This window comes from Halorubrum sp. Ea8 (genome assembly GCF_002252925.1).
GTDB lineage: Archaea > Halobacteriota > Halobacteria > Halobacteriales > Haloferacaceae > Halorubrum.
This window is the reverse complement of the sequence record NZ_NHPF01000100.1, coordinates 64505-86956: the sequence shown is the minus strand read 5'-3', so window position 1 is coordinate 86956 and position 22452 is coordinate 64505. Positions and strand designations below refer to the sequence as shown.

The 22452-nt window shown below is 69.4% G+C and carries 21 protein-coding genes and 2 tRNA genes; 10 read left to right on the top strand and 13 right to left on the bottom strand.

Annotated features, from left to right (window positions below):
- Positions 1–19 precede the first annotated feature (19 nt).
- Together DJ74_RS11365 and DJ74_RS11360 are read right to left on the bottom strand one after the other, a co-directional pair.
- Positions 20–1237 (bottom strand): mandelate racemase/muconate lactonizing enzyme family protein, encoded by a 1218-nt coding sequence (locus DJ74_RS11365; protein WP_094527321.1) that lies wholly within the window; start codon positions 1235–1237, stop codon positions 20–22.
- A gap of 28 nt (positions 1238–1265) precedes the next feature.
- Positions 1266–2375, bottom strand: a complete 1110-nt coding sequence (locus DJ74_RS11360; RefSeq protein ID WP_094523799.1) for a mandelate racemase/muconate lactonizing enzyme family protein — start codon at positions 2373–2375, stop codon at positions 1266–1268.
- Positions 2376–2498: 123 nt separating this feature from the next.
- On the opposite strand from DJ74_RS11360, the gene DJ74_RS11355 reads away from it, so the two are divergent.
- The 8 genes from DJ74_RS11355 (at position 2499) to DJ74_RS11320 (ending at position 10030) form a co-directional block, all read left to right on the top strand.
- Positions 2499–3851 (top strand): DUF362 domain-containing protein, encoded by a 1353-nt coding sequence (locus DJ74_RS11355; RefSeq protein ID WP_094527320.1) that lies wholly within the window; start codon positions 2499–2501, stop codon positions 3849–3851.
- 89 nt (positions 3852–3940) lie between these two features.
- The gene (locus DJ74_RS11350; protein WP_094527319.1) at positions 3941–4729 is read left to right on the top strand and encodes an SDR family oxidoreductase; all 789 of its coding nucleotides are present in this window, start codon (positions 3941–3943) and stop codon (positions 4727–4729) included.
- A complete protein-coding gene (locus DJ74_RS11345) occupies positions 4726–5073 on the top strand; it encodes a cupin domain-containing protein (RefSeq protein WP_094527318.1) in 348 nt (115 codons plus the stop codon). The genes DJ74_RS11350 and DJ74_RS11345 overlap by 4 nt, the downstream gene beginning before the upstream one ends.
- A gap of 21 nt (positions 5074–5094) precedes the next feature.
- Positions 5095–5916 (top strand): fumarylacetoacetate hydrolase family protein, encoded by an 822-nt coding sequence (locus DJ74_RS11340; protein ID WP_094527317.1) that lies wholly within the window; start codon positions 5095–5097, stop codon positions 5914–5916.
- A 120-nt stretch (positions 5917–6036) separates the two neighbouring features.
- Positions 6037–6465, top strand: coding sequence for a universal stress protein (locus tag DJ74_RS11335; RefSeq protein ID WP_094527316.1), 429 nt, complete (start codon positions 6037–6039; stop codon positions 6463–6465).
- Between the two features lie 111 nt (positions 6466–6576).
- A complete protein-coding gene (locus DJ74_RS11330; RefSeq protein WP_094527315.1) occupies positions 6577–7722 on the top strand; it encodes a TAXI family TRAP transporter solute-binding subunit in 1146 nt (381 codons plus the stop codon).
- Positions 7723–7799: 77 nt separating this feature from the next.
- Positions 7800–9791: a TRAP transporter fused permease subunit gene (locus tag DJ74_RS11325; protein ID WP_094523792.1), complete on the top strand. Its 1992-nt coding sequence runs from the start codon at positions 7800–7802 to the stop codon at positions 9789–9791.
- On the top strand, positions 9788–10030 hold the full coding sequence (locus DJ74_RS11320; RefSeq protein WP_094523791.1) for a hypothetical protein: 243 nt from the start codon (positions 9788–9790) through the stop codon (positions 10028–10030). Before DJ74_RS11325 ends, DJ74_RS11320 begins: the two co-directional genes overlap by 4 nt.
- Positions 10031–10115: 85 nt before the next feature.
- Here DJ74_RS11320 and DJ74_RS11315 read toward each other — a convergent pair whose 3' ends face one another.
- The gene (locus tag DJ74_RS11315) at positions 10116–11588 is read right to left on the bottom strand and encodes an acetyl-CoA hydrolase/transferase C-terminal domain-containing protein (protein ID WP_094527314.1); all 1473 of its coding nucleotides are present in this window, start codon (positions 11586–11588) and stop codon (positions 10116–10118) included.
- 209 nt (positions 11589–11797) lie between these two features.
- Complete coding sequence (gene lhgO / locus DJ74_RS11310) at positions 11798–13006, bottom strand: L-2-hydroxyglutarate oxidase (protein WP_094527313.1); 1209 nt, start codon at positions 13004–13006, stop codon at positions 11798–11800.
- Between the two features lie 150 nt (positions 13007–13156).
- Between lhgO and rdfA the strand changes: the two genes are divergently transcribed.
- Positions 13157–13780, top strand: coding sequence for a rod-determining factor RdfA (gene rdfA / locus DJ74_RS11305; RefSeq protein ID WP_094527312.1), 624 nt, complete (start codon positions 13157–13159; stop codon positions 13778–13780).
- A 38-nt stretch (positions 13781–13818) separates the two neighbouring features.
- Here the strand turns inward: rdfA and DJ74_RS11300 are convergent, their stop codons facing one another.
- The 5 genes from DJ74_RS11300 to DJ74_RS11280 form a co-directional block, all read right to left on the bottom strand.
- The gene (locus tag DJ74_RS11300; RefSeq protein WP_094523787.1) at positions 13819–15126 is read right to left on the bottom strand and encodes an acetamidase/formamidase family protein; all 1308 of its coding nucleotides are present in this window, start codon (positions 15124–15126) and stop codon (positions 13819–13821) included.
- Between the two features lie 404 nt (positions 15127–15530).
- Entirely contained in the window at positions 15531–15950 is a 420-nt protein-coding gene (locus tag DJ74_RS11295; protein WP_254922168.1) for a CTP synthetase, read from the bottom strand.
- A complete protein-coding gene (guaA, locus tag DJ74_RS11290) occupies positions 15950–16867 on the bottom strand; it encodes a glutamine-hydrolyzing GMP synthase (RefSeq protein WP_094523786.1) in 918 nt (305 codons plus the stop codon). The genes DJ74_RS11295 and guaA overlap by 1 nt, the downstream gene beginning before the upstream one ends.
- A complete protein-coding gene (locus tag DJ74_RS11285) occupies positions 16868–18523 on the bottom strand; it encodes a CTP synthase (protein ID WP_094523785.1) in 1656 nt (551 codons plus the stop codon). It lies immediately after the preceding gene.
- 168 nt (positions 18524–18691) lie between these two features.
- Positions 18692–19963: a PQQ-binding-like beta-propeller repeat protein gene (locus DJ74_RS11280; RefSeq protein WP_094527311.1), complete on the bottom strand. Its 1272-nt coding sequence runs from the start codon at positions 19961–19963 to the stop codon at positions 18692–18694.
- 123 nt (positions 19964–20086) lie between these two features.
- On the opposite strand from DJ74_RS11280, the gene DJ74_RS11275 reads away from it, so the two are divergent.
- Positions 20087–20521: a hypothetical protein gene (locus DJ74_RS11275; protein WP_094527310.1), complete on the top strand. Its 435-nt coding sequence runs from the start codon at positions 20087–20089 to the stop codon at positions 20519–20521.
- Between the two features lie 266 nt (positions 20522–20787).
- Here DJ74_RS11275 and DJ74_RS11270 read toward each other — a convergent pair.
- The 4 genes from DJ74_RS11270 to DJ74_RS19940 all read right to left on the bottom strand — a co-directional run bounded on the left by DJ74_RS11270 (position 20788) and on the right by DJ74_RS19940 (position 22450).
- Positions 20788–20895: transfer RNA gene (locus DJ74_RS11270), tRNA-Leu, on the bottom strand.
- A 180-nt stretch (positions 20896–21075) separates the two neighbouring features.
- Positions 21076–21159: transfer RNA gene (locus DJ74_RS11265), tRNA-Leu, on the bottom strand.
- Between the two features lie 85 nt (positions 21160–21244).
- Positions 21245–21619 (bottom strand): endonuclease/exonuclease/phosphatase family protein, encoded by a 375-nt coding sequence (locus DJ74_RS19945; protein ID WP_394338314.1) that lies wholly within the window; start codon positions 21617–21619, stop codon positions 21245–21247.
- Between the two features lie 51 nt (positions 21620–21670).
- Positions 21671–22450, bottom strand: a complete 780-nt coding sequence (locus DJ74_RS19940) for an endonuclease/exonuclease/phosphatase family protein (protein WP_343124835.1) — start codon at positions 22448–22450, stop codon at positions 21671–21673.
- Positions 22451–22452 lie beyond the last annotated feature (2 nt).

The following is a 22452-nucleotide window of genomic DNA, read 5'->3' as shown; positions in this document are numbered from 1 at the left end:
CGCCTGCGACGGGCGCGGCTCAGAACCCGTCGGTCCCCTCGAGAAGGTGCGCCTCGACGACGTCCATATCGAGCTCGATCCCGAGCCCGGGGGCCTCCGGCACCGCGATTCGCCCGTCCTCGATCAGCGGCTCGTCGCGCGCCAGCAGGTCGTCCCACCAGTCGACCTCCAGGGCGTGGTACTCCAGCAGGTCGAAGTTCGGCGTGGCCGCGCCGAGGTGGACGCAGGCCATCGTCCCCACCGGGCTACAGACGTTGTGCGGGGACATCGGCATGTAGTTCTCCTCGGCGCGGTCGGCGATCCGCGTCGTCTCCGTGAGCCCGCCGACCGTCGCCGGGTCGGGGGTGACGACGTCGACGCCGTGCTCGTAGATCAGGTCCGACAGCTCGAAGACGCGGAACCGGTTCTCGCCGGTCGCGACCGGCGTCCGCGTCGCCTTCGTCACCTCCTTCTGGGCGTCCATGTTCTCCGGCGGGATCAGGTCCTCCAGCCACATCAGGTCGAACTCCTCTAACTCGTGGGCGAGCCGCTTCGCGCTCTCGACGGAGTAGTCCCAGTGGCAGTCGAACGCGAGGTCGACGTCGTAGCCGATCTCCTCGCGCACGGCCGCGACGATTTCCTTCTTCTCTCGGATCGCCGCGTTCGTCAGGCGCCCGTTGTACGGGTCGTTCTCGTTGTCGGCCGGCAGGTCGAGGTCGAACTTCAGCGCCGAAAAGCCCATGTCGGTGACGCGGGCGGCCTCGGCGGCGTACGCCTCGGGGGAGTACGCCTCGGCGTCGGCGTAGGCGGTCGCGCCGTCCTCGACCGCGTACGCCTCGCCGGCGTGGCAGTCGCAGTAGAGCCGGACCTCGTCGCGGTACTTCGAGCCGAGCAGCTGGTAGACGGGGAGGCCGAGGATCTTCCCGGCGGCGTCCAACAGCGCGATCTCGATGCCGGAGGCCGCGGTGACGACCTTCCCGGTCGTGCCGCCGTGGCCCGACATCTCTTGGAAGATGTACCGAACCAGGCGCTCGACGTCGAGGGGGTTCTCGCCGACGAGGAACCGGTTCGTGTACTCGACGAGCTCCGGGACGCCGCCGCCGCGGTACGCCTCGCCGATGCCGGTGACGCCGGCGTCGGTCTCCACTCTGATCAGGTTCCACTCGAAGTTCCCCTCGACGACGCAGGCGTCGAGGCCGGTGATCTGTACGTCTCGGTCCGGGTCGCGGGTGTCGATCTGGTCTGAGTAGTCTCGCATGTGTCTGGTTGAGTGATATTTGTCGGGGTCAGTCGTCTCTGAATCGCTCCAGCGCGTCCTCGTCGAGCGGCACGCCGTGGCCGGGGCGGTCGGGGAGGTCGATCATCCCGTCGTCGCCGGGCGTCACGGGGTCGGCGACGACGTCGTCGAACGCCTTCACGTCCATGTCGCGGTAGAAGTACTCCACCCAGAGGCCGTTCTCGATGGCCCCGAGCAGCGACGCGTGGATGTTCCAGTTGTAGTGGGGCGCGATGGGGATGTCGTACGCCGAGGCGTGGTTCGCGATCTTCAGCCACTCCGTGACCCCGCCGCAGACGGTGACGTCGGGCTGGAGGATCGTCGCCGCGCCCGTGTCGGCGAGGCGGGCGAAGTTGTGCCGCGTCCCCTCCAGTTCGCCTGTGGCGACGGGGTAGTCGATCCCGTCGTTCACCTCGGCCATCGTGTCGACGCGGTCGATCATCACGGGCTCCTCGATGAAGTACGGGTCGTACGGCTCGAACGCCCGGCAGTTGCGGAGCGCCTCGGTGCTGGATCCCCAGACGCCGTTGGCGTCGAGCAGGAGGGTACGCTCGTCGCCGATCTCGTCGCGCACCGCGGCGACGCGCTCGGCCTCCTCGTCGGCCGACAGGCGCCCGACCTTCATCTTCACGACGTCGTGGCCCTCGTCGAGGTAGCGCCGCATCTCGTCACGGAGCGCCTCGTGGCCCTTGTCGTCGCGGTAGTAGCCGCCGCTGGCGTACGACGGGACCGACTCCGAGTGCCCGCCGAGCAGCTTGTGGAGGGGCATGTCGGCCGCCTTCGCCTTCGCGTCCCAGAGCGCGATGTCGACCGTGGAGATGGCGCGCAAGAAGAGACCGGTCCGACCGATCTGGACGTTCCCCTCGTACATCTCGTGCCACAGGCGCTCGGTGTCGCGGGGGTCCTCGCCGACGAGGATCGGTTCGAGCAGCGACTCGACCGCGTCGGCGATGAGGCCGGCCCCCTCGTACCCCAGCGAGTAGCCGACCCCCTCGTGACCGGTGTCCGTTCGCACGTACGTGATCGCGTGGTCCCGGTAGGTGAGCGTCCGGTTGGAGAAGGAGACGGGCGACTCCAGCGGCAGCTTGATCGGGAACGACTCGACTTCGGTTATCTGCATACGTGCAGCGGCGTCACACGGGTACAAGTAGACCCCCGTATCGGCAACACTCTCAGGCGCGGTGCCGACCGCAGCCGCGCCGACCACCCGCAGTTTTTGTATCGTCGCCACGAGGAGGCCCACATGGAGTTCCCCGACCGATCCGACGTCGACGGGCTCATCGACCCGCAGCCGCTCCCGGGGTTCGCGCGGGTGCGGTACGAGCCGGAGACCGAACGCCTCGACGACCCCGTCGGGGCGGCGCGCGAGGCGCTCGGCTCGCTCGACCTCGACGGCCTCCCCGCGGGCGCGACCGTGGCCGTCGGGGTCGGCAGCCGCGGGATCGACCGGATCGACGAGGTCGCGGCGGCGGTCGTCGACGAGGTCGCCGAGCGCGGGTTCGACCCCGTGGTCGTCCCCGCGATGGGCAGCCACGGCGGCGCGACCCCCGAGGGGCAGCGCGAGGTGCTGGAGGCGCTCGGGATCACGGAGGAGACGGTCGGCGCCCCGATCGACGCGCGGATGGCCGCCGAAGCGCTGGCGACGGCGCCCGTGGGCGACGTCGACATGCCGGTGTACTTCTCGGAGGCGGCGCTCGCGGCCGACGCCGCCCTCGTCGTGAACCGCGTGAAGGCCCACACCAACTTCACCGGGCCGATCGAGAGCGGGCTCGCGAAGATGACCGTCGTCGGGCTCGGCAAGCAGCGCGGCGCCAAGTCGTTCCACTCGACGGCGATCGCCGAGGGGTACGTCGAGACGCTGACCGCCGCGCTCGACGTTATCGAGCGCGAGACGCCGCTGATCGGCGGGATCGCGCTCGTCGAGAACTTCGAGGAGGAGGTCGGGCACCTAGCGGCCGTCCCCGCGGGGTCGTTCCTCGACCGCGAACCGGAGCTGTTGGAGCGCGCGTACGAGGAGATGCCGACGCTCCCGATCGACGACGTCGACCTCCTCGTCATCGACGAGATCGGCAAGGAGATATCCGGCGCCGGGATGGACACGAACGTCATCGGGCGCTACCGCGTCCTCAACGCGCCCGACCCCGAGACCCCCGACATCGACCTCATCTACGTGCGGGGGCTGACCGAGGCGACGAAGGGGAACGGCAACGGGATCGGCCTCGCCGACCTCACCCGGCGGGCCGCGGTCGACCAGCTCGACCTGAAGAAGACGTACGCGAACGCGCTCACGAGCGGGTCGCTCTCGAAGTCGAAGCTCCCCGTGGTGGCGCCCGACGACGAGTTCGCGCTCCGGACCGCGCTGGCGGCGCTCGGGGGGTACGATCCCGAGACCGTCCGGATCGTCTGGGTCCGGAACACGCAGGACCTCGGGGAGCTCCTGGTCTCCGACGCCGCCGTCGACGACCTCCCGGAGGCGGCGACGGTGGTCGGCCGCGAGACGGTGGGGTTCGACGACGGGACGGCGGGGTTCGAGGACGCGGCGGGTGAGGTCGACGCCGAACCGGCGACCGACCCGTCGGGCGGTCCGGACGCATAGCGCCCCGACCGCGGTCGCCTCGTCCGACGGATTCCCGTCCCCTTGCCTGTAGGGAAACGTTTTCACGCCGCACTCGGGATGGGTGAGGCATGGACCTACAGATCGACGGGAACGCGGCCCTCGTCACGGCGTCGTCCAGCGGACTCGGCAAGGCATCGGCGAAGGCGTTGGCCCGCGAGGGCGTCGACGTCGTCATCAACGGCCGCGACGAGGAGCGGCTGGCGGCCGCGAAAGAGGAGGTCGAGGCGGTCGCGACCGGCGAGGTCGTCGCGCAGTCCGCCGACCTGACCGACGCCGACGAGGTCGCGGCGCTCGTGGAGACGACCGTCGACGAGTTCGGCACGATCGACCACCTGGTGACGAGCGCGGGCGGCCCGCCCTCGGGCGCATTCCTCGACACCGACGACGAGGACTGGCAGCACGCCTACGACCTGCTCGTGATGAGCGTCGTCCGGCTGGCGCGGGAGTCGTACCCGCACCTCAAGGAGGGCGACGGCGGCACGATCGTCAACATCACCTCCCGGAGCGTGAAGGAGGCAATCGACAGCCTCGTGCTGTCGAACGCCGTCCGGATGAGCGTCATCGGGTTGGAGAAGACGCTCTCGAAGGAGTTCGCGCCGGAAGTGCGCGCGAACGCCGTCCTGCCCGGCCCCCACGAGACGAGCCGCATCCGCGACCTCGTCGAGGCCGCCGTCGAGCGCGGCGACTACGACTCCTACGATGAGGGGCTCGACGACTGGGCCGGGAACCCGCTGGAACGCATCGGCGACCCGATGGAGCTCGGCAACACCGTCGCGTTCCTCTCGTCGCCGAAGTCCGGCTACGTCAACGGCACCGCGCTCCCGATCGACGGCGGCTCGACCGGAGCGAACTTATGAACCCGGTCCCGTTCGACGAGGCGGAGACGTACGAGCCCGAGGAGGGCTGGCGGCGCGTGGCGATGGCGGGCAGCGACCGGTTCTCCTTCGAGTGGTTCGAGAAGCCGCCGGGCCACAGCTCGCCGATGCACGACCACGAGAACGAGCAGGTGTGCCTCTGTCTGGAGGGCGAGCTCACGGTCGCGACCGAGGACGACTCGGTCACGCTCCAGAAGAACGACTCCGTCCTGCTGGAGTCCAACGAGGCCCACCGGGTCGAGAACACCGGAGACGAGCGCGCCGTCGGCCTCGACGTGTTCGCGCCCGGGCGCTCGTTCGACTTCTGGACGGACCGCGAGGGGTGAGATGAACGGAGCGACCCCCCGATGAAGTACCTCGCACGCACGGCGACCGGCGACCCCCTGCTCGGCGGCGACGAGGGGTACGTCCCTCTCGGCGCCGTCGAACCGGATCTGGAGAGCGTCCGCGACGCGCTCCCCCGGGCGGCCGCGGGGACGCTCGGCGACGTCGCCGACGCGACCGCCGACCCCGTCCCGGCGGCGGACGTGACGTTCGGCGCTCCCCTGGCGTCGTTCGGGAAGCTGTGGGGGATCGGGCTGAACTACGAGGAGCACGCCGGCGACCTCGACGAGGAGCGCCCGACGGAGCCGGCGAGCTTCATGAAGCCGCGGTCGGTCCTGACGGGGCCCGGCGGTCCGATCCGACTGCCGCCGGAGTCGCAGAGCGAGCGGGTGACCGCCGAGGCGGAGCTGGCCGTCGTCATGGGCCGAACGTGCCGGAACGTCGACGAGGGCGACGTCGACGACGTGATCGCGGGGTTCCTGCCCGTGATCGACATGACCGCCGAGGACGTCCTCCAGCGGAACCCGCGCTTCCTCACGCGGGCGAAGAGCTACGACACGTTCCTCGTGCCCGGCGCCGCGCTCGCGGTGCCGGAGGAGCCGCTCGACCTGGAGCCGCTCTCGGTGCGGACCGAGGTCAACGGCGAGGTGCGGGCGGAAAACGAGATCCGGAACATGCTGTTCCCGCCGGCGGAGATCGTCTCGTTCCACTCCGACGTGATGACGTTAGAGCCGGGCGACCTGTTCAGCACGGGGACGCCCGGCGCGGCGCCCATCGACCCCGGCGACGAGGTGCGGGCGGTCGTCGAGTCGATCGGCGCGGTCGACGCGCCGGTGACGCGGTAGGCGGTCGGCGCGGTAGGCGGTCGGCGTGGTAGGCGGTCGGCGTGTCGACCGGGGGGCGGCGTCCGCCGACCGCGCCGCCGGCAGCCATCTTTATTACCCGCTGTTCGGTTAGGTGTCGATATGTACCGCGTACTGCTCCCCGTCGGCGGGGACGTCGAGCACGTACTGGCCGCGGCTGACGCCGTCGCGTCGCTGCCGAACGCCGCCGACGAGGTCGAGGCGGTGATACTCAACGTCTACGAGGGGTTCGAGGTCAGCGGCGAGGGCGGCCGCGTCGACTCCGAGGACGTGTGGAACGAGGAGAACTACCCGGAGGCCGTCGGGACCGTCGAGGACCGGCTGGCGGAGGCCGGCGTCGAGACGGCCAGGCGGCGCGAGCACGGCGACCCCGCCGAGACGATCATCGAGGTCGCCGCGGAGCTCGACGTCGACAACATCACGATGAGCGGGCGGCGCCGGAGCCCGACCGGCAAGATGCTGTTCGGGAGCACGACCCAGTCGGTGCTGCTCGCGGCCGACCGTCCGGTGACGGTGATCCTCGAGGACTAAGTCGGCGGCCGCGACGTGTTCGACAGGGTTCACGGCGTGGAGTATTCTCTCCGTTTAAACTGAAACAAACAGGTACATTGTTAATGATCGACCGAATGTACACGGTTGAGCATGGCAGATAACTCAGTCAATCGGCGCAAGTTCCTGTACGGCACGGGCGCGGTAGGTATCACCGGACTCGCGGGTTGTGCCGGCGGCGACGGCGGAGACGGCTCCGACGGCTCCGACGGTTCTGACGGCTCCGACGGCTCCGACGGTTCTGACGGTTCTGACGGCTCCGACGGGTCGGACGGCTCCGATGGCGACGACAGCGCGGAGCTCTCGCTCCGAGTCGGGACGTCCGCCGGCGGGACGCAGGACGTCGGGCTCGCCGTCGAGCGCGCGGTGAGCCAGGAGAGCGACACGCTCGACTACTCGACCATCGAGAGCCCCGGCTACATCGGGACCATCTATCGGATGGCACAGAACCAGTTCAACGCCGGCATCACCGACAACAACTCGCTCAACAAGGCGCTCGACGACCGCGGCCGGTTCGCCGAGCAGTCGGTGTCCCGAATCCCCCAGTACGGGTTCGCCGCGTTCCCGTACAGCATCTACATCGTCGCCCGCGACGGCACGGGCATCGAGACGTTCGACGACCTCGCCGGCGCGAACGTCTACCCCGCCGAGCCGGGGTACTCGACGCGCGCGACGACCCTCGACGTCTGGTCGCAGGACCCGACCGCGGACGTCTACGACCAGATGAACATCCAGGACATGGGCGTCGGTGACGCGCCCGGCGCGATGGAGGAGGGCACCATCGACGCGTCCATCGCGTACGGCTCGCCGGGCGTTCGGTACACCGGCTTCGTTCAGGAGATGGCCTCCCGGGTCGACCTCCACTACGTCGAACCGACGGACGCGCTCATCGAGTCCGCGGAGTCGTACTCCGGCGCCGGCACGACCCGGACGTCCTACAGCGACTGGGAGATCGCGGGCACGGACATCGGCACCGACGAGGTGTTCACCTGGGACCTCGAGGTCAACTACACGTTCAATCCCGAGGCCAATCCCGACGCCGTCTACGAGCTGTGCCGCGTCGTCGACGAACACAACGACGTCGTCAACGACGGCGAAGCGCAGTTCAACGACTTCGGCGGCACCGCGGACATGCTCGCCTACGCGCAGGAGCGCATCCCGGTCCACGCCGGTGCCGTCCAGTACTACAAGGACAACGACGCCTGGGACGACAGCCTCCAAGAGGGCGACACGGCGTAACCCCTCCCGAGGCGTAGTTCCGACTGGCGAACCGGGATCCAACTAATATTTTACTACAAACAAACGCATACCCAAACATGGCTACACAATCCGAACGGCAGACCGGTCCCGCGGGGTGGCTACGAGGCCTCGACATCGGCGTCACGCTCACGGCCGTCCTGTTCTGGGCGGTCGTCCTCTGGTGGGCGTCCACCCAGCAGTGGTCGCCGGTCAAGTACGCCGTGCTGTTCGTCGGCGGCATCATGACGGTGTACGCGCTCAACGAGACCCGCGAATCGATCGAAGAAGGCAGCCGGATAGACGCCTTGGTGTTGCTACCGGCGGCCGGCGTGCTCATCACGGCGTCGTTCTACTTCTTCCTGAACTTCGAGATGGTGTATCTCCTGCGTCAGGGGTTCGCCAGCGAACACGAGTACATGCTCGCGCGACTCATCATCATCTCGCTGCTGTACCTCACGTGGCGCGAGTTCGGGAACCTCTTCCTCGGGCTCGTTATCAGCGTGATGCTGTACGCGATGTTCGGCGACGCCGTTCCGGGCGTCCTCGGACACGCCGGGATGAACCAGCTGACGCTCCTCCAGGCGACGGTCACGGACCTGTACGGGTTCTACGGCTCGCTGACGCAGCTGACCGCGTCCTGGATCGCGCCGTTCCTCCTGTACGCCGGGCTGTTGTTCGCGTACGGCGCGTTCGACCTGATCCTCCGACTCGCCATCGTCGCGGCCGGCCGCATCCGCTCGGGCGTGGCCCAGACGGCCGTGCTCTCCTCGGCGGTCATCGGCTCTATCAACGGCTCGTACACGGCGAACGCCGCCATGACGGGGTCGTTCACGATCCCGACGATGAAAGAGAGCGGGATGTCCGGCCACCGCGCGGCCGGCATCGAGGCCGTCGCCTCGACTGCAGGACAGGTGCTCCCGCCGGTCATGGGCGCCTCCGCGTTCGTGATGGCGTCGTACCTCGGCGTGGCGTACCTCAACATCGTCGTCGCGGGGCTGGTCCCCGCGGCGATCCTGGTCACGTCGATCGCCATCGCGGTCCACTACACCGCGATCAGCGACTCCAGCGACCAAGACATGGAGTTCTCGGAGTTCTTCGACGAGACGCTATCGCGCAACGAGAAGATCGCCGAGGCGCTGCGGTTCGGCATCCCGTTCGGCGTCCTGATCTACTACCTCGGCTTCGCCCAGTACACGGTGATGACGTCGGCGATGTACACCGTGTTCGCGATGATGCTCACGGGCGTTCTGATGCCGCCGCTCCAGCGGCTCGTCGACAGCTCGGATGTCTCGCCGGTCTCGGAGTTCGTCACGCAGATCAAGAACACGATTCACGGCTTCCGGCGAGGGGCCATCATCCTCGCGCCCATCGCCATCATCCTCGTGGTCATCAGCGGCGTCGTGAACCTGTTCTCGACGACCGGCGTTCCCGCGAAGATCGCGCTGCTGATGATCAACCTCTCCGGCGGGGTCCTGCTGTTCGCGGTGCTGCTCGGGATGGCCGTCGCCATCGTGATGGGCGTCGGGATGCCGACGGTGGCCGCCTACGTCATCGTGGCTATCCTCATCGTCCCGACGTTCGTCTCCGAGTTCGGCGTCGCGGAGATCACCGCTCACTACACGATGTTCTACGCGGCCATCTTAGCGGGCATCACGCCGCCGGTGGCGACGGCGGCCGTCGTCGCGGCGGGCATCGCGGAGGCGAACTTCTGGCGGACCTGCGGGGCGGCGCTGAAGATCGCCGCGCCGCTGTTCGTCCTCCCCATCGCGTTCGTCTACAACCCCGCCCTGATCTCGATGTCGCCGGGCGTCAACACGCTCTTGACCGGCCTCCTCGTCGTGATGGGCGCCATCTCCATCATCTACGGGCTGAACTACCCGTTCGAGATGTCCGTCGGGCGCGTAGTCCTCACCCGGGGCGCGCTCGCGGTGCTCGGCGTCCTCGTCATGACGTACCCGATGATGCTCGCGAAGGTCGCGGGCATCGCCGTCTTCGTCGCCGTCTTCGTCGCGGAGAAGGTGATGGTCCGCGGTCTCAAGAGCCCGTTCACCAGGGAGGTGAAACAATGAGCCCGAGCAGAGAGGCCCCCGAAGACCAGGTCGACACGTCCGATGTGGGCGGCCTCGCGGAAGTCGTTCCGGATCCGCTGATGCCGGTCTGGCGGCGCATCGAGCTGATTCAGGAGTTCCGGAGAACCCACGGCGACACCTACGTCACGGGCTTAGAGATACTGACGGCGATCGCGCTGGCGGTCGGCTACGGTTGGTGGGTGTTACTTTACTTCACCGGCGGCGGCGTCAGCCTGTAGCCGCCGTCCGACCGGTCGACCGTTCGCCGCTCGCTCGCGGCGCTTCTCGCTGCGGGCTCGCCCGTAGAAACGGGCGAGGCCGCGCTCACTCGAACCACTCGGCGGCGCGCTCGACGTCCTGCGGGATGTGATACTCCCGCTCGCAGACGTCGTCGAGGTACGAGCGCAGCTCGGGCGCGAACTCGGGATGCGCGCAGCGGTCGACGATCAGCTCCGCGCGCTCGACCGGGGAGAGCCCGCGCACGTCGGCGACGCCCTGCTCGGTGACGAAGACGTCGACGTCGTGTTCCGTGTGGTCGACGTGGAAGGTCTGCGGGACGACCCGCGAGACCGCGCCGTCGTTCAGCGCGGAGGGGAGCGCACACACCGTGATCAGCGAGTTCCGGTTGAAGTCGGCCGAGCCGCCGACGCCGTTTATCATGCGTTCGCCGCGGACGTGCGTGGAGTTAACGTTGCCGTAGAGGTCGAACTCGATGGCGCTGTTCACGCCGATCACGCCGAACTGGTCGATGAGCCCCGGGTGGTTGGAGACGTCGGCCGGCCGGAGCACCACGTCCTCGGCGTAGCGCTCGACGTCCTCGAAGAGCCGCTCCTGCCCCTCGTCGGTGAGCGCGAGCGACGTGGCGCTCGCGGCCGCCAGCCCGCCTTCGTCGAGCATGTCGAAGAGCCCGTCCTGGATGAGCTCGCCGAAGTAGACGACCTCGCGGTCGCCGAAGTCGAGCGCCTGGAGCTCGCCCATCAGGGCGTTGCCGAGCGATCCGACGCCGAACTGGAGGTGGACCGCGTCGTCGAAGACGGGGGAGCGATCCAGCTCCTCGCGGAGGAACGAACCGAGGTTGGCGGCGATCGCGAGGTCGTCGTCCGTCGGGTCCCGGAAGGTGTACGTCGAGTCGGGAATCTCCGTCTCGACGACGCCCGCGAGCTTCTCGGGGTCGAAGCCGACGTGTGCGGTGCCGATTCGCTCGCCGGGGTCGGAGAGGGGGATCGGTCCGCGGTCCGGCGGCGCGTCGGGGCGGTAGACGTCGTGGAGCGCCTGCAGTTCGAGCGGCTGGTGGCGGTTCAGCTCGACGTACAGCTCGTCGGCGGCCTCGACGAAGGCGGGCACCTGCCCGAGCGACGTGGAGGGGACGAACCAGTCCTCGCCGACCGCGACCGCCTCGACGACGGCGACGTCGGGGTCGACGAGCCCGCCGTACTGGACCTCGTCGCCGATCGAGGAGGCGTTACGGTCGCTGAAAGCGATCTCGCGGGCGTCGGTCTTCTCGCGGGCGACCCGCGACGACTGGTAGGAGAACCGGCGCTCGACCTGCCCGGAGCCGACGAGGTCGACGTCGATCTCGTCGCCGACCTTCCCGCTGGCGACCAGCGTGAGCGACAGGTCGCGGGGCGACGACGCCAGCGCGAGCGGGATCGCCTTCGGGTAGCCGACGCTGCCGAAGCCGCTCGTGAGCACCGTCGCGTCGGCGTCGACCGCGGCGGCCGCCGCCTCGGCGTCGACGATCGGCACGTCGCCGTGGAGCCGGCGCTCGACCGGCCGCCGGTCGGGACCGCGGCTCATCGGTCCCCTCGGTCCGGACGGGTGGAGCGCTCGCGAGTGGCGTGGCGCTCGCGAGGAGCGGTGCGACCGTCGACGGCGGCCCGGGCGGGGCCGCCGCGAGTCGGGATGGGCGTGTGTGGTGTCATGGGTCCGACGCGGGGCGTGCGGTGGGGAGCCCGGGCTCCGGCGCCGCCCCGTGAGTGGCGGTCGCAACGTCGGCCGGCCGGGACTTAAACGGTCACCTTCGCCGCGAGCCGCTCCGCGATGTGCTCGCCGAACGGCAGCGAGGAGGTCAGTCCGGGGGAAACGGCGTTGAGGACGTGGACGGCGTCCTCGCGCTCGACGAACAGCGGCTCTTTCACCAGCTCGCCGTCGGCGCTCACGAGCTGCGCGCGGATCCCGGCGTAGCTCTTCCGGAGGTCCTCGGCGCGCACGTCGGGGACGAGCTTCTGGGAGGCCGCCGCGAACTTCTCCTTCCGGTACGACTTGTTCAGCTCCGCCCACGCGACCGAGAGCATCAGCGGCGAGGCGAGCAGCCGCCGGAAGCCGCCGTAGGTGAGCGTCTCCAGCAGTTCGCGGGGGTCGACGTCGGTGTTGTCGTACGCCTCGCGGCCGAACGCGAGGACCGCGTTCGGGCCGACGATCACCTTCCCGTCCGTGCGGCGGGTGTAGTGGACGCCGAGGAAAGGGAGCTCGGGGTTCGGCGTCGGGTAGATCATCGTCTCGCAGAGCTCGGCGCGCTCGGGCCGCACCTCGTAGTACTCGCCGCGGAACGGGACCACTTGGTACTCCTCGCCGACGCCGACCTGGTGGGCCAGCGTGTCGGCGTGGAGCCCGGCGGCGTTGACGAGGGAGGAGACCTCGAAACGGCCGTTGCTCGTGTCGAGCCGGTACCCCTCGGCCGCCTCCTCGATCCGCGAGACCTCGTAGCCCGTATAAATGGTAACCCCGAGGTCACGGGCCTCGCGGGCGAGCGCGTAGACGTACTGCTCGGAGTCGACGGAGGCGGCCTCCGGGGCGTGGAACGCGGCCTGGCCCTCCGCGTGCGGCTCGTGCTCGCGGATCGCCTCGCGGGAGTCGAGCAGCTCGTAGGCGACGCCGTTGGCCTCGGCCCGCTCGGCGAGGTCGTCGAGCCGCGCCTCCTCCTCGTCGTCCGTCGCGACGACGAGGACGCCCAGCTCCTCGCAGGGGAGGTCGTGCTCCTCGCAGTACGCCTTCATCCGGGCGGTGCCCTCGGTGGCGAACCGCGCCTTCTTCGAGCCCGGCGGGTAGTTGAACCCGGGATGGAGCACGCCGGAGTTCCGACCGCTCTGGTGGGCGGCGAGGTGGTGTTCCTTCTCTAGGACGGCGACGTCGAGGTCGGTTCGCTCGGCGAGGTGTTTGGCGACCGACAGGCCGACGCAGCCGCCGCCGACGATGGCGACGTCGTGGCGCATCATTGCGTGTCCGACGGATCCGGGAGCGGTGGCATATAGGTGCCGTTCGGCGCGGGCCGGCGGGGGGTCGCGGCGCCGTCTCCGAGCGGTCCCGCCGCCGCCCCTCGGGGCCACGGTAACGCCTATATCGCTGCCCGACTGTGGTACCAACGAATGACCGATACGAGCGGCGGGCGCCGGAACAAGGTGGCGCGCCTCGTCGACGAGTACGACTTAGACGGCGTCGGCGACGAGCTGGAAGCGCGGTGGACGGCGACCGGCGACGACCACACGAGCCTGCGCGACCTCGCGTACGAGTTCAACCGCGAGCTCGTCGAGTCGCGGCTCGACGAGACCGGGGTGCGCCTGTCGGCGCGGGAGCTGGACGCGGTGGTGCGCTCGCTGACGGGCGACGACGTCGCCGCCGCCGACCGGACGCAGCTCCGCCGGCGGCTCGAACGCGAGGGGGTCGACGTCGACGCCCTCGACTGCGACGTGGTCACGTACCAAGCCGTCCGGAGCTACCTCCAAGACCACCGCGGCGCGGAGTACGAGCCCGACGACGGCGACCGCGCGACGACCGCGGCCCGGGCCATCGGGAAGCTCCGCGGCCGGCTGGTCTCGGTCGCGGAGTCGAAGCTCCGGGGACTCCGGAAGACCCCGGCGCTCACGCTCGGGGAGTTCCGGGTGCTGGTGGACGTGAGCGTGCTCTGTACGGACTGCGGCTCGCGGTACGGCGTCGCCGACCTGCTCTCGTCGGGGGGCTGTGACTGCGAGGCGACGGAACCGGAGGAGTAGGCCGACGGGGAAGACGGACGCGTAGCCCGACGGCGGCGCTACAGGTCGTACTGGTCGCGGACCGGCCCGTCGAGGCCGCGGTCTTCGAGGACGGCGAGCGGCGCCAGCATGTCAAGCTGGACGACGCCCGGGAGCCGCCCGACCTGGACGCCCCCGGTGAACGTGCAGCGCCCGCGGACCTCGCCCTCGCTCATGTCCAAGAGCTTCGTCGCGCGGTCGAAGGCGTTCTGCGTGGCGTCGTTGACGGTGGCGCCGGAGCCGACGACCTGAATCGGCGCCATCTCCGTCTCCGTCTCGACGCCGTGCTCGGCGCCGAGCTCGCGGCCGGCCTCGCGCTCGGCGTCGGTGTACGGCGCGCTGATGAACGGGAGGTCCTCCTCGTTCGGGAGCAGCACGGGGCCGTCGAGTTCAAGCCCCTCGATCACCTCCACGTCCATGGTGACGGTGCCGCTCACGTCGGTGGTGTGGAGGGAGAGCTCGCCGTCCCCCTGGTTCGCGTGGAGGTCGCCGACGTAGATCCCGGCGCCGTCGACGTCGACGGGGCAGATCAGCGTGGCGCCCGGCCGGACCTCCGGGATGTCCATGTGGCCGTCGGTGCGCTTCTCGAGGTCCGCCTCGGTCTCGACGCCGTAGTCGTGGTCGGCGCCGATGAGGCTCTGCCCGAAGTCGCCCGCGTTGTGCGAGTCGGGCATCGTCACCGACGGCGTCGTCCCGATGTTGCCGATAAACGGCCGGAGGCGACCGAGCGTGCCGGGCATGCCGTCCGGCTCGTACAGCAGGATCGGGTGTTGCCGGGAGTTCTCGGGGATGTCCATCACCTCGTCGGCGTCGAGCGCGAGCTCGTGGGCCCCCTCCTCGTCGAGCGTGACGCCGACCGCGTTCTCGTGGTCGAACGCGACGGTGTAGCCGTACTCGAAGCCGAACGACGAGGCGTTGGCGCCGCACTCGGCGCAGCGGATCGCGTCTTCGCCGGTCCCCTCGACGTAGGAGTCGGGCCACGTCGTCCCGCACTCCGGACAGCGGTGGTCGACGAACGGGTCGTCGCGGAACGCCGCCTCGCGTTCGGCCATCGACCCCGTGCTCGTCGCCATGCTCGTCACCTCCACGTCGCGGATGCGGATCGCGACGGCGTCGCCCACCTCGGCGCCCTCGACGCGGATCGGTCGCGTCACCTCGTGGCCGCCCCGGAACGAGGGGGTGACCATCGGCCCCCAGCAGCCCGGCGGCGTGTACGTCGTCACCGTGCCGCCGTCGGCGACGGTGCCGGCCCACTCTTGATCGGGACCCACCAGCCCGAGCGTGTACTGGTCGACGTACAGCTCCTCTTCGATCTCTTGCTGTGACATAACACACCATAGTACGGTGCACACCGAAATAATGCTACTGCTCGCGGAACCGCGGCGGCGGTCTCGCGGAGAGAGGATGTTTCAAAACAAATAGTAAATGAGATACCAGTCATTTCGAGGTACAAAACGTCGACGAGCCGGGAACTGAACGCAGATCTGGGACTTACCGTCCGCTAAACGCCGTTTAAATGGATTTTAGAGGGCTATTCTCGGTGAGTTCGACGGTGACCGGCGTGAGTCGGAGACACGAGCGTACGCGGGCAAAAACCCGCAGAAACGGCGTTCTCGCCGGACCGGCGACGACGACGACTGAAATTTCGATGTCGAACAACGGTCCAATTCGAAGAATACTCGCGTTTCTTATAAGTGTCGGCTTCGGGGCCGGGGTCGGCGTGGTGACCCGACTACGCCGCGCGGTCGGCGGCGCCGTCGACCAGCTCCTCGGCGACGGTCGCGGCGTCCATCAGGGCCGGGTCGATCGCGAGGTCGGCGACGCCCGCGACGAACTCCGGCAGGGACCGCTCGGCGTACGTCACGGCGAGGACGCCCGGGTGCAGCTCCTTAGCGATCGGGATCCCGGTCGCCTCCTCGACGTCGGTGAGGACGAAGTAGGCGGCGTCGGCGATGCCGGCGTCGGTGAGCGCGTCGGCGGTGACGAGCCCGTCGATCCGGCGGATTTCGACGCCGAGCGCGGCCAGCTCCTCGCCGAGGCCGTGCTCGTCGGGGCCGGCGACGACGGCGAGCGCGCCGCCGTCAGGGCCCGTCTCGCCGGCGCGGTCGCCCTCGGCGCGACCGCCGTCGGGGCGAGCGGATTCGCTCGCCATCACTCGTACTCGATCGTCGCGGGCGGCTTGTGAGTCACGTCGTAGACGACGCGGGCGACGCTCTCGTTCTCGCCGGTGATCCGGCTCTGGATCCGCTGGAGCGTGCTCCAGTCGAGCTCCTGCGCGCGGGCGGTCATCCCGTCGCGGCTCTCGACCGAGCGCACGGCGACGACCCAGCCGTGGACGCGGTTGTCGCCTTTCACCCCGGTCGCCTTTCCGAGGACCGCGGCGAACGCCTGCCACGGGTCGTACTCCTCCAGCTCCTCCTCGACGACGTGCGTCGCCTCGCGGGCGACCGCGGCCTTCTCCGGGGTCACCTCGCCGACGATGCGGACGGCGAGCCCGGGGCCGGGGAACGGCATGCGCTCGGAGATGATCTCCTCCAAGCCGAGTTCGCGGGCGACCTCGCGGACCTCGTCTTTGTACAGGTCGCGGACCGGTTCGACTATGCCCTCGAAGTCGACGACCTCGGGGAGCCCGCCGACGTTGTGGTGCGACTTGATGTTCCCCTCGGACTCGATGCGGTCGGGGTAGATCGTCCCCTGCACGAGGTAGTCGGCGTCGGCGTCGCGGGCGACGCTCTCGAACTCGTCGATGAACCCCTCGCCGATGACGTGGCGCTTCTCCTCGGGGTCGGTGACGCCCGCCAGCCGCTCGAAGAAGCGGTCCTGCGCCTCGATCACCCGCAGCGACTCCATGAACGAGAACGTGTCGCGGATCTCCGCCGTCTCGCCCTTCCGCATCAGCCCCGTGTCGACGTAGACGGGGGTGAGCTGGTCGCCGACCGCCTCGTACGCGAGCGTCGCCGCGACCGAGGAGTCGACCCCGCCGGAGAGAGCGATCACGGCGTTCGCGTCGCCGATCGCTTCCCGGATCTCGGTTATCGCCTCGTCGATGAATGCCTCCGTCTCGACCATCTATAGCCTCACGTCCGCGTTCCGCTCGGTTGTGTCCGTCGATCCCAGCGCCGCCTCCACGAGGGCGACGAACGGCGGGCTCGCGCGGTCCGGCCGCGACCGGAACTCGGGGTGCGCCTGCGTCCCGAAAAAGAACGGGTGGTCCGGGCGCTCTAAGATCTCCATCCGGTTGTCGGCGCGCCCGGAGAAGGTCAGCCCGTCGGCCTCCAGCTCCTCGATGTACTCGGGGTTCACCTCGTAGCGGTGGCGGTGACGCTCCGTGCAGGAGTCGGCGTCGTACACCCGCGCCGCGAGCGTGCCGGGCTCGATGGCGGTCTCGTGGGCCCCGAGCCGCATCGTCCCGCCCATGTCCTCCGTCTCGTACTGTTCCGGCAGCAGGTCGATGACCGGATAGGGCGTGTCCGGGTCGATCTCGGCGGAGTGCGCGCCCTCCAGCCCGAGCACGTGGCGCGCGTGCTCGACGACCGCCATCTGGAAGCCCAAGCAGAGCCCGAGGAAGGGGACGTCGTTCTCGCGGGCGTACCGCACGGCCTCGATCTTCCCGTCCGTGCCGCGGGAGCCGAACCCGCCGGGGACGACGACCGCGTCGGCGGACGCGAGCCGCTCCTCGTGGCGCTCGGTGGTCTCGTCGGCGTCGACCCAGAGCACGTTCACCTCGGTCCCGGTCTGGATCCCGGCGTGTTTCAGCGCCTCGTGGATCGACATGTACGCGTCTTCGAGGGCGTACTTGCCGACGAGGGCGACGTCGAGCTCCTCGTCGCGGTCGCGGGTGACCAGCTCGCGCCACTCCGTCGAGCGCTCCGCCTTCGGGAGCGCCTCCTCGGCGAGGCCGAGCCGCTCCATCACGTGCTCGTCTAACCCCTCGTCTTCCACCATCAGCGGGACGTGGTAGATGTCCTCGACGTCCGGGTTCGAGAAGACGGCGTCCGTGGGCACGTCGCAGAACAGGGCGATCTTCTCTTTCGTCTCCCGGTCCAGCCGGTCCTCGGAGCGGCCGACCAGGATGTCGGGCTGGAGCCCGATCGAGCGCAGCTCCTTCACCGAGTGCTGGGTCGGCTTCGTCTTCTGTTCGCCGTTCTTCGAGTAGGGGACGAGCGTGACGTGGGTGAAGAGGATGTCCTCGTCGTCCTCCTCGTGGGCGAACTGCCGGAGCGCCTCGAGGAAGGGCATCGACTCGATGTCGCCGACCGTGCCGCCGATCTCGACGAGACAGACGTCGGACCCCTCGGCGGCCTCCCGGATGCGGCGCTTGATGTCGTCGGTGACGTGCGGGATGATCTGGACGGTCTTGCCGAGGTAGTCGCCGGCGCGCTCGCGCTCGATGACGTGCTGGTACGTCTTCCCCGTGGTGACGTTGTGGTCGAACGTCATGTCGGTGCCGAGGAAGCGCTCGTAGTTGCCCAAGTCGAGGTCGACCTCGCCGCCGTCCTTGAGCACGTACACCTCGCCGTGCTCGTAGGGGTTCATCGTCCCGGCGTCGACGTTGAGATAGGGGTCCACCTTCACCGCGGTGACGTCGAAGCCCGCGTTCGCGAGGAGCCGCCCGGTGCTGGCGGCGGTGATCCCCTTCCCCAGCCCGGACATGACGCCGCCGGTGACGAACACGAACTTCCGACCCAGCGACGGGTCGTACCCTGTGTCGGGATCCGTTGGCATATCGACCGTCCGTCAGGGGCCGGCAAAACCGTTTCGGACCCTCCGTTTCAAGTGGACGTTCGTGACGTTACGCGGCGCACCGACGGTCGCCGTCGGAAGTCGGCGGCGAGTCCCAGACGGGTCGCCGTCGGAAGTCGACCGTGGAGCCGAGGCAGGGCGCTGACCGCGCTACTCCGGCGCGGCGAGCTTGTAGCACATCCCGGCCTCGTCGGAGTCCTCCGGGGCGCGCTCGGCGTAGTAGACCGCGTCGTCGGTGACGAGCGGTGCGCTGGTGACGTCGCCCTTCCCCTCGACGGCCCACGTCACCGAGCCGTCCGCGCGGTCGAGCGCGTAGAGGTGCGCGTCGTACGAGCCGGCGAGCACGTGTCCGTTCGTCGCGGTGACGCTGCCCGTCACCCAGCCGTTCACCGGGGTGGACCACTCCTCCTCGCCGGTCGCGAGGTCGATCGCGTACACGTTGCCGTCGTGGCTCCCCACGTAGACCGTCCCGTCGTGAACCGCGGGCGCGCACATGACCATGTCGTCGGTCTCGAACTCCCAGAGCCCCGTGCCGTCGGCGACGTCGACGGCGGTGACCGTCTCCGCCCACGACGGGACCACCGCGATCCCGCGACTGACCGCGATCGGCGCCTTGACGTCGCCGCCGGTGTCGTAGGTCCAGGCGCGCTCGCGGTCGGAGACCGACCACGCGTAGACGTGACCGTCGTTCGAGCCGAAGAGGAAGCGGTCGCGCTCCAAGTCGACGGCGACCGTCGAGTGCGGGTGGTCTGTCGGCCGGTCGTCGCGCCACTCCACGTCGCCGGTCTCGGCGTCCATGACGACGACCGTCCCGCTCGGCGTCGCGTACTCGACGGCGACGTACAGCCGCCCCTCGTGGTAGGTCGGGCTGGCGGCGGCCGCGTCGCCGACGTCGGTCTGCCACAGGATCTCGCCGTCCGCGACCGACACCGCGGAGACGACGCCGTCGTAGGTCCCCACGTAGGCCGTGCCGTCCGCGATCGCGGGAGTGCCGTGGCTCCCGCGGGCGTCGTCGGAGATCGAGGTCGACCAGTTCGGCTCCCCGTCGGTCGCGATCGACTGGACGCGGCCCGTGTCGTCGGCGACGAGGACGTCGCCCGACGGCGCCAGCATCGGGCTTCCCTTCGAGGCGGTGTGGTCGCCGCGGTTCGCCGGCACCGCCCACCGCACCTCCACGGTCTCCGGAACCGTCGCGTCGATGTGGCCGTGGTTCCGGAGCCCCTGTCGGAACTGCGAGGCGAGTCCGTCGGGCGACTGCGGCCGGTCGTCGAGGGCCAGCGGGAGGTCGACGCCCTCGAAGTCGGAGTCCCCGTCGTCGCCGTCGCCCGACGGGTCGCCGCCGAGCGCGCTACACCCCGCGAGGCCCGCGACGCCGACGCCGCCGGCGACGCGGAGCCAGTCGCGTCGCGTCCGTTCGGTCATGGGGTCCGGTTCGCGGGTGAGGATAAAAAGGCATGCCGCTCGGACGCGGGCGGCAGGGCGGCGCGCGGGAACCGATCCCGCGGCGAAAAGCACTCGTGGCTCGCGGCCGCACCGCTCGCCGTCATGAACTTGTCCCCGATACCCCCCGCGGTCGCGGCGGTCGCCGCGGTCGCGACCGCCGTGACGCGTCGCCTCCCGCCCCTGCTCGTCGGGTCGTCGATACCGAGTCCGTCGGCGGAGCGCATCGCGCTGTACACGCTCGGCGGGCGCTTCGTCTCGTTCGCCCTGATCTACGGCCTCCTGCTCGGCGTCGCCGTCGCGGTCGGGAGTCGCCGGGCGTCGACCGACGGCGACGGGGCGACCGCGCTGGCGACGGGCGTCGTCGCCGCGGTCGCGTACCTCGTCGCGAGCGCCGCCCTGCTGGTCGTCCTCGATCCGAACCGCGTCCTCACGAACGCGGTCGCCGGGGTCGGCTCCGCCGTCGGCGTCGGCGTCCAGCTGGCCGTCGTCGTCTTCGCCGGGCTCGCGCTGGCGGATCGTCGGCAAACCGGTGCGTAAAGGGCATAAAACGACGAAGTGACCTTCCCGCGGCTCGTCGGTTCGAGTGTGAGATTTTGCGAGGGAAGAGCGCTCCGAGAGCGTCTTCCGCATCACGGGGGTGGACCCCGGCGATGCGAGGGGAGGGATTTGAACCACGGTCGCGCCAGAGGCGCTCCCTGATTCAAATCTTCCCCCCTTGTGCATTCGCGCGTTGTGGACGCGCTCATGCGAGGGGAGGGATTTGAACCCACGGACCGCCGCGAGACGGTCCGGCTCGCTTCACTCGCCGGCTGCGACTCGCGTGCTCTCGTTCGCTCGCGGTGCTCGCTCACGAGACCTCTACAGGAGCGGATCTTGAGTCCGCCGCCGTTTCCGGGCTTGGCGACGCCGGCGGCTAGGAGTGAATCGGGTGTGAGATTTTGCGAGGGAAGAGCGCTCCGAGAGCGTCTTCCGCATCACGGGGGGTGGACCCCGGCGATGCGAGGGGAGGGATTTGAACCACGGTCGCGCCAGAGGCGCTCCCTGATTCAAATCCTCCCCCCTTGTGCATTCGCGCGTTGTGGACGCGCTCATGCGAGGGGAGGGATTTGAACCCACGGACCTCTACAGGAGCGGATCTTGAGTCCGCCGCCGTTTCCGGGCTTGGCTACCCTCGCACGCAGGCGGACCGACGCCCCCGCGGAGATTTAAACCACCGATTTCCGCGCCGGCGACCCGCGGGGGACGGGCTCGCGGGACCCGTTACTCCGGAGCGACGTCCGCCCACACGAGACGGTGGTCGGAGGCGGCGGTCACGTCGTCCGAGAGCCCGCGCTTGTTCGCGTTCGCGCTCGGCCAGACGACAGAAGACGAACGCAGGGAGAGATCCGGCGAGGGAAGCACCCAGTCGACGTGGGCGATGCCGAACTCGCCGAAGTCCGCCGTCGCGTCCGGGTCGCCCTTCTGTGCCCCGCCGGGGCTGGTGGGAAGGCTGCGGCTGTCGAAGTCGTCGTTCTCGATGAAGTACTTCGTCGCCGGGTCGAGCGGCTCGTCGCCGGGGCCGGCGTTCATGTCGCCGAGGAGAACGTATGAGGCGTCGTCGCTAAGCCCGCCCTCCGTTCCGGAGTCGTCGTAGATGTAGTCCGCGCCGGAGACGTAGTCCGCCCAGAACCGGTTCTCGTCGTGGTTCTAGCGACCGTTGAAGTTGTTGGCTCCGTCGAAGCCGGTCGGCGTCGGGTGTGAGAACAGGCCGTGGACGGTGTCGCCGTCGACGTCGAACGGCACGTCGATGTGCGTCTTCGAGGAGAGCCGGAAGGCGCCAAGCTCCGCCTCGGTCAGGTAGATATTCCCTTCCGAGGTGTCGACACCGTCGTCGTCCGCGAGCGGGATCAGGTTGTCGGGCATGTCCGCCCACAGGAACTCCTGGAACGACCGGATCGCGTCCTCGTCGAACGGGTACCTGCTCGCGATGCCGAACGCGTACTGGCCGGGATAGACCCCGAATCCGAAGGCGTCGCCGGGACGCTCGCCGGCGACGCCGTCCTTGTTGAAGTCGTAGTCGTCCTCCGAGAGGAGTCCGGTGTTGCTCTCGGGCTGGAGGGTGTACTCGTACTTGATCCCCTCCAGGTTCTTCCTCTGCGGCTCGCTGAGGTAGTTGTCGACGAACGCCTCGACGTTGGTCTGATCCGTGGGGACGGAGTCGTCGACCGTCGCCTCCTGAACGTTGTTCGCGAGCTCGTTGACGACGAGCACGTCCGGGTCGATCTCCTGTATCACGCGGGCGGCGGCCGCCGCCTGTTCGTCGCCCTTCTCCTGTACCTGGCCCGTCTCGAAGTTTTCGACGTTGAACGCGGCGAACCGCGGGATGGGCGCGTTGCCCCGCCCCGCGGCGGTGCCGACGATGCCGGGCACGGTCGCGGCCCCCCCGATCGCTTTGAGCACGCTCCGCCGTGAGGTATCGTGTGGCATGC

Coding starts and splice junctions, on each gene's coding strand:
- DJ74_RS11285 (WP_094523785.1), bottom strand. CDS start 18,523: ATGCCAACGGATCCCGACACAGGGTACGACCCGTCGCTGGGTCGGAAG.
- DJ74_RS11350 (WP_094527319.1), top strand. CDS start 3,941: ATGGACCTACAGATCGACGGGAACGCGGCCCTCGTCACGGCGTCGTCC.
- DJ74_RS11330 (WP_094527315.1), top strand. CDS start 6,577: ATGGCAGATAACTCAGTCAATCGGCGCAAGTTCCTGTACGGCACGGGC.
- DJ74_RS11300 (WP_094523787.1), bottom strand. CDS start 15,126: ATGTCACAGCAAGAGATCGAAGAGGAGCTGTACGTCGACCAGTACACG.
- DJ74_RS11335 (WP_094527316.1), top strand. CDS start 6,037: ATGTACCGCGTACTGCTCCCCGTCGGCGGGGACGTCGAGCACGTACTG.
- DJ74_RS11365 (WP_094527321.1), bottom strand. CDS start 1,237: ATGCGAGACTACTCAGACCAGATCGACACCCGCGACCCGGACCGAGAC.
- DJ74_RS11340 (WP_094527317.1), top strand. CDS start 5,095: ATGAAGTACCTCGCACGCACGGCGACCGGCGACCCCCTGCTCGGCGGC.
- guaA (WP_094523786.1), bottom strand. CDS start 16,867: ATGGTCGAGACGGAGGCATTCATCGACGAGGCGATAACCGAGATCCGG.
- DJ74_RS11325 (WP_094523792.1), top strand. CDS start 7,800: ATGGCTACACAATCCGAACGGCAGACCGGTCCCGCGGGGTGGCTACGA.
- DJ74_RS11295 (WP_254922168.1), bottom strand. CDS start 15,950: ATGGCGAGCGAATCCGCTCGCCCCGACGGCGGTCGCGCCGAGGGCGAC.
- DJ74_RS11345 (WP_094527318.1), top strand. CDS start 4,726: ATGAACCCGGTCCCGTTCGACGAGGCGGAGACGTACGAGCCCGAGGAG.
- rdfA (WP_094527312.1), top strand. CDS start 13,157: ATGACCGATACGAGCGGCGGGCGCCGGAACAAGGTGGCGCGCCTCGTC.
- DJ74_RS19940 (WP_343124835.1), bottom strand. CDS start 22,450: ATGCCACACGATACCTCACGGCGGAGCGTGCTCAAAGCGATCGGGGGG.
- DJ74_RS11280 (WP_094527311.1), bottom strand. CDS start 19,963: ATGACCGAACGGACGCGACGCGACTGGCTCCGCGTCGCCGGCGGCGTC.
- DJ74_RS11320 (WP_094523791.1), top strand. CDS start 9,788: ATGAGCCCGAGCAGAGAGGCCCCCGAAGACCAGGTCGACACGTCCGAT.
- DJ74_RS11360 (WP_094523799.1), bottom strand. CDS start 2,375: ATGCAGATAACCGAAGTCGAGTCGTTCCCGATCAAGCTGCCGCTGGAG.
- DJ74_RS11315 (WP_094527314.1), bottom strand. CDS start 11,588: ATGAGCCGCGGTCCCGACCGGCGGCCGGTCGAGCGCCGGCTCCACGGC.
- DJ74_RS11355 (WP_094527320.1), top strand. CDS start 2,499: ATGGAGTTCCCCGACCGATCCGACGTCGACGGGCTCATCGACCCGCAG.
- lhgO (WP_094527313.1), bottom strand. CDS start 13,006: ATGATGCGCCACGACGTCGCCATCGTCGGCGGCGGCTGCGTCGGCCTG.
- DJ74_RS11275 (WP_094527310.1), top strand. CDS start 20,087: ATGAACTTGTCCCCGATACCCCCCGCGGTCGCGGCGGTCGCCGCGGTC.